This window comes from Haliscomenobacter sp. (assembly GCF_040403615.1).
Lineage (GTDB): Bacteria > Bacteroidota > Bacteroidia > Chitinophagales > Saprospiraceae > Haliscomenobacter.
On the sequence record NZ_JBBAKG010000221.1, the window covers coordinates 1 to 3,498 of the forward strand.

The window sequence follows — 3,498 nt, forward strand, 5'->3', positions numbered from 1 at the left end:
ATAGTGAGTTGAGGTTGGTCAAATTTTCTAAAAACTGCCCGTTAGAAATTTTATTGTTTGCGAGGTCGAGGTAGTTGAGATTGGTCAAACTTTCCAAAAAACTTGCATCGGAGATTTGATTCGACCGGAGATCGAGAAAATTAAGGTTGGTCAAATTTCCCCAAAATTGTTCAGCGCTAATTTTATTATGACTAAGGTCAAGGGAGCTAAGGTTGGTCAAATTTCTTAAAAACTGCCCATCCATGATTCTATTGTAACTAAGATCAAGGGAGCTAAGGCTAGTCAAATTTTCCAAAAACTGCCCGTCCAGGATTCTATTATAACGGAGGTCGAGTGTGGTTAGGCTAGTCAAATTTTCTAAAAAGCGCACGTCCCTGATATTATTGCTACTGAGGTTGAGCGAAGAGAGCCTTGACAAGTTTTGCAAAAAAGCAACATCGCTGATTCCATTATAATGAAGATCTAATGTGGTTAGGTTCGTCAAATTTTCCAAAAACTGCATATTGGAGATTTGACTTTCATGTATGCAGAGGGAGTTGAGATTAGTCAAATTCCCTAAAAACTGCCAGCCTCTAATTAGTTTGTCCTTAAGGTAAAGGGAGTTGAGGTTGGTCAAGCTTTCCAAAAACCACCCGTTGAAGATTAGATTGTCACTTAGTCCGATCGAGCTGAGGGCAGTCAAATTTTTCAAAAAACGCCCGTCGCCAAAGTTACTGTCACTGAGGTAAAGGAAGTTAAGGTTGGTTAATTTTTCCAAAAAACGCCAGTCGCTGATGCCAAATTCACAAGCAACCAATTTTTTTAGTTGCGGTAAATATATGTGGGTGGGTGGTTTCTTCTTGAGTTGGTTTGGCTTGTCGCTATTTTGGCTATATATCTGTATCCACTGCCTCTTTTCTATATCAAATTCCCACCATTTGCTGCTCAAAATCAGAGTCTCCACCCAATCCATACCAGATAGATCCGGCAGTTCAGTCAGACCGCAGTTGCCGAGGTCGAGATAAGAGGCATCTTCGCCACGTGCGTGTTTGGCTTTGTTTTCAGCAATCAGGTCCAGGGCAAGTTGGGTCATGGTGTATGGCTTGGGATTTTGAATGACAGGCACAAATTAGAAAATATTTTTAGGGAGTGCTATACTTCATTCGGATGAGCAGGTAATTTTTGTGGCAGAGCAAAACCTGAAAGTGTTTTATAAAAATACGAGACTCGTGCCGAAGGCGAGAGAAAAAATCCGCGTAAATCCGCTTCATCCGTGTCCTCCGCGTTGCCATTGTGTCGCTTTGGTGCCTCAAGAAAAAAGTTTTCGAATTTATCAGCACTCAAATGCATCTATCATATTGTAACCCGCCGCTTTATCGGCGGGGGTCTGGTGCCCCCACCCTTCACATCTATCATCCGTCCAGCGCGCGCATCAAATTTTTTTGATGTAGCCTCTGGAATGATGATAGATGTGAAGGGAGGGGTGGTCTGAATCCACCCGTTGAAACGGGCGGTTACAAGATGTTAAATGTGGTTAATGCGATTACCTGAGGGATCAATTTATGTCTAATTATTCCCTAAACAAGCCAGCAAAGTTGTCCTACCAAACATTTACTAATTTTTGTAATTTTGCGCCTCACCCGAATGATGAGCAGCAACGCTTTGCAATATATGAGCAGAAAAATCGAGATCCTGGCCCCGGCCAAAAACCTATACCAAGGCATGGCCGCTGTCAATGCGGGCGCGGATGCCGTGTACATTGGCGCTCCTTTGTTTGGTGCCCGCACCAATGCCACCAACTCGGTGGAAGACATAGCAGAATTGGTCAAGTATGCCCATTTGTTCAAAGCGAAAGTATTGGTGACGCTCAATACCATCTTGTACGAAAACGAACTGGAAGCTTGTCGGCAACTCATCTGGGAGCTGTACAATATCGGGGTGGACGCCATTATTGTCCAGGACATGGGCATTCTGGAAATGGAACTTCCACCCATCGCCATTCATGCCAGCACCCAGGCCAACAACCGGGACGCTGGCCATGTGAAATTCCTGGGCGATGCGGGCATCAAACGGGTGGTATTGGCCCGAGAACTGAACCTGGATCAGGTGCAGGAAATCCACGAAGCCTCGGACGTAGAACTGGAATTTTTTGTCACTGGAGCGCTGTGCGTATCCTTCAGTGGCAATTGCTACATGAGCATTGCCAATGGCGAACGTTCCGCCAACCGCGGCTCTTGCGCCCAAAACTGCCGCTTGCCTTACCAATTGATCGATGGCAAAGGCAATACGCTCATCGAAAACAGCCACTTGCTGTCCATCAAAGACCTGGATTTGAGCAATGAACTGCCCAATCTGATCAAAGCAGGCATCTCTTCCTTTAAAATTGAAGGGAGATTGAAAGATATTGTTTACGTCAAAAACAACACGTCTTACCTGCGCAAAAAACTGGATGCCTTCCTGGAAGCCAATCCCGATCAATACCAAAAAGCTTCTTCGGGGCGGACTTTCTACAATTTTGAACCGGAATTAGACCGCAGCTTCAACCGGGGGTACACCGATTATTTTGCCAACCACCGCCACGCCTCAATCGGCTCCTGGGAAAGCCCCAAGTCCAAAGGCCAGTACATTGGCAAATTGCTGGAAACCAAAGCCAACGGCTACCTGATCGAAAACCACGAGTTGCTCAACAACGGCGACGGCTTGCATTACATCAACGAACAAGGCGAAGCCGACGGCCTGCATGTCAACATCATCGTCAATGACATTGTGGTGCCCAATGTGTTGAAATCCTTGCCCGTCGGTACTCCAATATACCGCAACCACGATGCCGAATTCAATCGGTTGCTGGAAAATGAAAACAGCGCGGTGCGGAAAATCGGGGTAAAAATGCATTTCAGCGAAACGGAAACGGGTTTCGCATTGCGGGTGGTAGACGAGGATGGCCACGAAAACATCGCCAGCTTTGATACCCCCAAGGAACTCGCCAAAAACGCCGAAGGCCTTATCGACAACATCAAAAAGAACCTGGCTAAAACCGGAAATACTCCCTTCATTGCGGATGAGGTAGAGGTATATTTTTCGCAAAACTGGTTTTTGCCCAATTCAAAAGTCAACGAAATCCGCCGCGCTGCCCTGGAACAATTGGCCGCCATCCGCATCCGAGATTACCAACGGGAAGAACACCAGATTGTCAAAACCGATCATCCTTATCCGGTGAAATCGCTCGATTTCACGTACAATGTGTCCAATAAATTGGCACGGGCGTTTTACCAGCGCCACGGCGTAACCGACATTGAAAAAGCTTTCGAGTTGCAGTGGGATCCTGGAAAATCGCGGGTAATGGTGACCAAATATTGTGTGAAATACGAATTGGGCAAATGTCTGCGCTACCAGCGGGCTACCATGGGCGAAAAATTGGCCGAACCGCTCACCCTGAAACACGGCGAAGTGGAGTACAAGTTGAAGTTCAACTGCAAGCCTTGTGAGATGGAGATTTGGGAAAAGGACGCGGAATTGGTG

2 protein-coding genes are annotated in these 3,498 nt (G+C 46.4%); one reads left to right on the forward strand and one right to left on the reverse strand.

Going from position 1 to position 3,498, the window contains the following annotated elements; translation table 11 throughout:
• A partial coding sequence (locus tag ABW391_RS28895; RefSeq protein WP_353485380.1) for a leucine-rich repeat domain-containing protein occupies positions 1-1,072 on the reverse strand: 1,072 nt, incomplete at its 3' end.
• Positions 1,073-1,650: 578 nt separating this feature from the next.
• On the opposite strand from ABW391_RS28895, the gene ABW391_RS28900 reads away from it, so the two are divergent.
• A partial coding sequence (locus ABW391_RS28900; protein ID WP_353485381.1) for a peptidase U32 family protein occupies positions 1,651-3,498 on the forward strand: 1,848 nt, incomplete at its 3' end.